Here is a 6,458-nt window from a genome sequence, read left to right on the forward strand (position 1 = left end):
TGGCAACTGAACTTAAGTCAGGTTACTGCAGCGTTTGTGGTTAATGAGGATGCTTTCTTTATAGCCGACAATCAGTTCTATAAACATAGCTCTGCTAGTCAAGCCTATCTACTAGAAGAAATTGCTCGAATAAAAAGTTCACCGACTAAATCCCTCGTCGGGTTATCCATATATGGGGAGCACTTTATTTTAGCGGTTAATGATACTCAACCGAAACTATTTGTATTTCATAAGGACTTTGCCAGAAATGTTGATGGAAGAAATCAACCCACAAGGTCACCTATGAAAACTATTCATGTTAACGGAGTGCCTTCTAACCAGTTAACAGGAATGTATATTGACTCCCAGGGTCAACTAATGCTTCTTTCTGCGCAAAATTACATAATGGGTCCTAGCTTTAATAAGGTAATGAGTTCATTGCTTATTCCATGGTCTCAACCCAAGAATATTGCCACTTATACATCTAGCGCAACGGTTCTAGTCGATACTAGCGTTTCATCCATAGACTATGCCTTAACCAAGAGGGATTCCACCGGTAGCCAAATCTTGTATTTGGTGTCTGGCAACCAATACATTAAGTTTGTTGACGATCCGTCAAAGTCTGTGCCTGTTACGGGATATCCAAGGAAAATTTCCCAAGGCCGAGTAGATGGTATTCCCAACGAAAATGGAATTAATGCTGCTTTCTTTAGCTCAGATAATAAAATCCGATTTTTCCAAGGAAATATTTATTTCACTGCCGATAATGCCTCGCATAAAAAGATCATTAACGAGGATTGGGGAAAAGTAAAAAATAACATCCAATACACGGGTGTGGTTGATGCAGCTTTTACTCACAACGAAAAAACATACCTCTTTTCGGGGGACCAGTATTATCGTTACCAGGGTACTGAGTTCGATTATGTCGAACCGGGATATCCTCGACTATTGAGGAATAATACGGAAGGGTTGCCTCGATGGAATGGACCGGTTCGAGCGGTATTTGAATTGGATAATAAGGTTTATCTCTTCGACCATAGTCAATACGCAATTTTCGATCCCGAATCCAAAGCCACCAAAGAAATTAACAATATCCAAGGTAACTGGGAATGGCCTGAGGGATTCGATAAGTTCGACAGCGCCTTTCAACAGGGTAGTCATGCCTACCTAGTATCAGGAAAGGAATATGTGAGGGTGGAGGAATTTGTCACTAAGCAAAATGCTAAGTATGACATCATTCGTTTGTCCTCGATGACGGGAAGTAAATTGAGTCAAAAATTGTTTGCCAATGGCATTGATGACCTATTTAGCCTGATAAATCAAGAAATAGATGAACTCCCGATTTTTCAAAAAGTAGACTATGACCCTAATAAAAAACCAGCTGAAGAAAGCCCTGATACTATTATTCAAGTAAATCGCAATAGGGTTGAAACCCTTCCTTTGCATTCACACTTGGAGTTTCGTGGTGCGAATGGCCTTCACTATTGGGAACTATTCTTCCACGCGCCTTTGCTGATTGCCCAATCTCTGAATACTCAACAGAAGTTTGCCGAGGCGAAGAAATGGTTTGAGTACATTTTTGACCCGACAGATGAATTTGAATATTGGCAGTTCTTGCCGTTCTTGTCAGTGGATATTGAGGCTTTGATTACTCGGCTCGAGTCTAATGCTACGGCATTAAAGCTGGATGCATCCGCAGTCATTAAATTGCTTGAACCATACGAGGAGGTGTTTGAAGGAAAACACGAGCTTGACAGAACAGAAATGCCTGATAAAACCGATTTGACGGATTTGAAAAAATTGCCTACAGAATCAGCAATTACCACTCTGAAAACGCCTGTTGATGCTCTGGTGAAAGATAACCCTAATGCCAAAGCTTTAGCAGAAACCTTGGAGATAGTCAAACGACTTCCCATCAGGTATGGATTTATGGTTCCCGATGAAACCATTAGTCAGCCGCAAATCCAAGCCTATCTGAAAGACCCCTTCGACCCTCATGCCATTGCCCGACTCAGACGCATTGCCTATCGACGCACCACAGTGATGGCCTATATCGATAATCTGATCGACTGGGGGGATCAACTGTTCCGTCAGTACAGCAGGGAGAGTATCAACGAAGCCCGGATGCACTATATCTTAGCTTACGATCTCCTCGGACAAAAACCCGAAAATACCGGCACCAGACTATTGTCTGATTCAAAACCCTTTGGGCGTAATGGCAACAATGGGATTGAAGGCATTCATGATAAAGGCGCGGAGGCAGATAGTAGTCAATATGACTTTTTGTTTGATGTGAGTAGGAAAGACCCAGATGAAAAGAGTCTAACCTTCGCGGCTAATATTCATAGCTCAGTCACTGAACCCTACTTCTATATACCCGAAAATCAAAATTTAATTGACTACTGGGACCGGATAGAAGACCGGCTGTATAAAATACGCCATAGCCTAAACATTATGGGGATTAAGCAACCCTTGCCCTTGTTCCAACCTCCCATTGACCCGATGGCTTTAGTACGGGCAGTAGCAGGTGGCGGTGGCATCGGTGGCGCGATCGCAGGATTGTCAGTTGCTGTACCTCATTATCGATTCAACTTTATGTTGAATAAAGCGCGAGAGTTGGTGGGTAAACTCAATCAATTCGGTGGGGATTTGTTGGGAGCGATCGAAAAGAAAGATAGCGAAGCCCTGAGCTTGTTACAAAATCGTCATGAGAAGGAAATTCTCGAAGTTACGAGCCGGATTAAGGAAGCGCAATTAAATGATGCCCTGGAGAACTTGAAATCCCTTGAAGAAAATAAGATAAGTGCTGAAGGGCAACTTGAGCATTATAACAATTTGATTACTAAAGGTATGATAGCAAAAGAAAGAACTCAAATCTCCATTATAGAAGATGCAATGTTTCTGGATTTAATTAATTTTGGAACGCAAACTGTAGCTGCATTTGCCGCATTGGTTCCTGATTATGCAATTGGCCCACCGTTTGCGTCAGAGGTGACCTGGGGCGGGAGCCAAGTCAGTAGCTCGCTCAGTACATATTCAGGGGCTATATCATCAATGACAGAATATTTAAGTAACAAAGGAGAAATTGCAGGTATCTATGCCCAATTTGAACGAAGTTTGGAGGATTGGATACTTCAAAAAGCAATGGCTGAAAGTGAAATCAAGCAACTGGAAGCCCAAATCGAAGGAGCGAAATTTCAAATCAATGTCGCAAGGCTAGAGATACAGTCAACCGAAAAGGAGATCAAACAAAATGAATCAATGAAACGCTTTATGACCAGCAAATTCTCAAACGAACAGTTGTATCAATGGATGACCAGCAAGCTCTCAGGTTTGTTCTTCCAAACCTATAAGCTCGCCCATGATATGGCCAAATCAGCCGAAAAAGCCTATCAATTTGAGCGCGGTCTTAAAGAGAGTGAGGTCTCGTTCATTGGCGGTATGTATTGGGATAGTTTGCGGAAAGGTTTACTCAGTGGTGATTCCCTAGGGCATGACCTAGACCGCATGGAGAAGGCTTATATAGATACCAATAGCCGTTCTTTAGAAATCGGGAAACATATTTCCTTGGCGGAGCTGGACCCCATGGCCTTTATTCAATTGAAAACCAAAGGCACTTGTGAGTTCAACCTCTCGGAAGCCTTATTCGATTACGACTTCCAAGGGCATTACCGCCGTATGGTGAAAACGATTGCCATAGCCATCGATGGGGGGGAAGGAAAAACCGTAAATGCCACCTTAACTCAACTCCGTCATAAAACCGTGATGGAACCAGACGTGAAAGCAGTGAAGTACTTACTGAATCCTAAAGGTAAGGAACCGATGTCAATCCGCAGCGATTGGCGCACCACTCAGCAAATTGCTCTGGGTGACATCGGAGAATACGACGAACCTAACGGTTTATTTGAACTGCGATTAGACGATGAACGTTTCCTTCCCTTTGAAGGAACGGGTGCGGTATCCACCTGGCGATTAGAGTTAAGCGGAAAGCGTGGCAGCTACAATTTGAACGAACTGAATAAGGTGACAATCAAGTTGAAGTACACAGCGCTTAATGGCGGTCAATCATTCGCTAGTGCGGTGAAGGGGATGTTGAAGCCTTATCCCACTGCTGTTTATATAAATATGGCGGAAACATTTCCTCAAGAATGGCAGGCGTTTATTAGTGACGAAACTGAAGAACTCGACATTATGGTCAAGCGGGAGATGTTACCTAATTTATCCGGTAGCAAAATTACTGGGCTGGTGCCTCATTATGAAATGCAAGGGGAAGGGCAGGTGAGTTTGATTCTGAATGATGATGATGACCTGACCCTGAAGCATGGCAAGTTTAATGAGGCGAATGGGTTGATGATCCGAAGCTCGGGTGCGAGTTGGAACTTTAAGGCGAAAGGGGATAGGAAGAGTTTGAGTAATTTGGGGTTGGTTGTGATGTATAAGGGGGAAGTGTAATTGATTTAGGTTGAATTAATTGGTTGTTTTACCGCTTAGTTAATTAACTACGATAAACCAAACTAAAAGAGTAAAAGGAGGAAATCTGAATATCATGCGTGACATTCTATTAAGACAAGCCGATAAAGGGAAAAAGAAGAGCATTGCTCTTAACGAAGAAGAAAAAACGACGCGGGAGAAATACAAAAAAGCGTTAGTAAAAGAAGAGCTATCTGCTCACGGTTTCTCGGAGCTTGATTCCAGATTTCCGGAATATGTGAAAAGGCGAATACAGGAAGGCGATGATGCTAGCACCATAGCAGAGGCTCTAATACGCTTGGACTATTCTGCGTTGCCACAGGTGAAACAAGAACTTATACAATCGTTCGGAAGTGATAAGGGGAACATCAACCTGGATCGATATGCCAGCGTGATCTTACGCAAGTATGATTCTGGCACTTCTTTAGGAGAAATAGCCAGAGAAGTGCTAAAGGAGGAACAAAAGGCAAGCAGTATAGCCAGGATGCAGGCGCTCGCAAAAAAATATAATCCTTTGCGCATAAGACATTTGTCCCACCAAGCCAGCACAGGGTTCAACACAGAGGACCTATTACAGTATGGCGAAGGATTTAAGCTAGAGCAGTTTGAAACAAGAGTTTTAGGATTGGTTAATACCCAACCCGCGCCGGGATTAATGAATTTTGGGTTTTCCGAATGGCGACAACATATAGATAAAGAGCATATGGAAAAGCTTATTCATTTGCTTAGGGATGATTACGATCAGATATATCTATTTAAGCTGAACAAACTTGTCGATCTGACGCCGGAGCAAATCGCCAGCGCCTATGAAGCAATGGAACGTGATCGATTAAGTTCCTCACCAGCCCCTTTGGATCGAGAGCAGTCGAAGCAATCGCTACATGGACAGCTCGTTAGTTTGGGTCGATTAGCGAGAGGCTCAAGAATAGAAGATGTTGAAGAGGCGCTCGAGAGTACGATGCAAATGCTTACCAATATGGAAAAGTCTATCAAAATTGGGCAACAGCTCTTGGGGAAATTAACTTGGAGCGGCTCTGTGGACAAGGACAGTGAAACCGATCTAAAGCAATTGCTGCAAGAATCCAACCCACGGACAGAGCCTACGGTGATGAACTGCTGGGAGTGTATAGCCTATTTGTCATATAAAGCAGGTTTGTTATCGTGGAACCAACTCAAAGTGGTGGTGGGTAATCGAGAAAAAGGTCCCGATCAGGAGAGTTTTGGATTTCTTAATGGTGGGATGGATCTGGATTCGCGCCTGTTGAAATATCCAGATCTAATGGACAAATACGTACCAAAGGGAGCGGTTATCCGATGGGGCGACAATGACCACTTTGCGCTCTATGAGGGAAACGGTAAGGTTTTAGAGCTATGGAGTCGCACTGGAACGAATAAATTGTCCTCGGTGGAGATGAAGTACCACGTTGACACTACGGTCACACTGTCGGTGGGTATCCCAACGTTTGACACCTTAAGCTAATAATAACCGAATAATTCGGGTCTAAATCCTGTGAAAGTCTAAGACCAATCAAACCATTAAAAAAAAGATCCACCAGGATAAATTAAATGTCTATCAGGAGGTTTGTATGTTGAGTCGGATCAAACAAAAAGTTGAAGAGGGAGCAAGTAAAGCACTAAAGAAAAGAAGAGGAAAGAAGAAGGGAGAGATGGAACGGGCTACTAAACCCGTTGCTCCCGAAACTGAGGAAGTTGCGCAGGGGGTTGAAGAGGAAAGCCTTGATCAAGTTGAAATAGATGAACTTGCTGCGCCAGATTTAGGTGCTGGATCTTCATCGAAACCTACTTTTGATAGTTTTCAAGATAGGGGATCAAAACTAACCATAGTAAAGGGAAGAGAAAATGTTGATAAGCTTAAGAAGGCCCTAGAAAATTACAGAGTTGAAGCTGATCCAAATTTTGTATTTGAGAAAAATAGGTTTTCAAAAGATGTTTTTAAAATAAAATACTCTGGCCAGCAGCTTATAGATCAATACCCTGAAGTTGCTGAT

At 42.9% G+C, this 6,458-nt stretch carries 3 protein-coding genes; all 3 read left to right on the top strand.

All coding sequences use genetic code 11. From position 1 onward, the window contains the following. Window positions 1–4,431 (top strand): Tc toxin subunit A-related protein (locus F6K37_RS29535; protein ID WP_287254033.1); only part of this gene is annotated, 4,431 nt, incomplete at its 5' end. A 94-nt stretch (window positions 4,432–4,525) separates the two neighbouring features. Then, a complete protein-coding gene (locus F6K37_RS29540) occupies window positions 4,526–5,929 on the top strand; it encodes a hypothetical protein (RefSeq protein WP_287254034.1) in 1,404 nt (467 codons plus the stop codon). A gap of 106 nt (window positions 5,930–6,035) precedes the next feature. Continuing rightward, the coding region (locus F6K37_RS29545) for a hypothetical protein (protein ID WP_287254036.1) at window positions 6,036–6,458 on the top strand (423 nt) is incomplete at its 3' end.

The sequence above is a fragment of the Moorena sp. SIO4E2 genome (assembly GCF_010671945.1).
Taxonomy (GTDB): Bacteria; Cyanobacteriota; Cyanobacteriia; order Cyanobacteriales; family Coleofasciculaceae; genus Moorena; species Moorena producens.

Bases quoted from the DNA above. Each gene is read 5' to 3' on its own strand.
- F6K37_RS29540 (WP_287254034.1), top strand. From the start codon at position 4,526: ATGCGTGACATTCTATTAAGACAAGCCGATAAAGGGAAAAAGAAGAGC.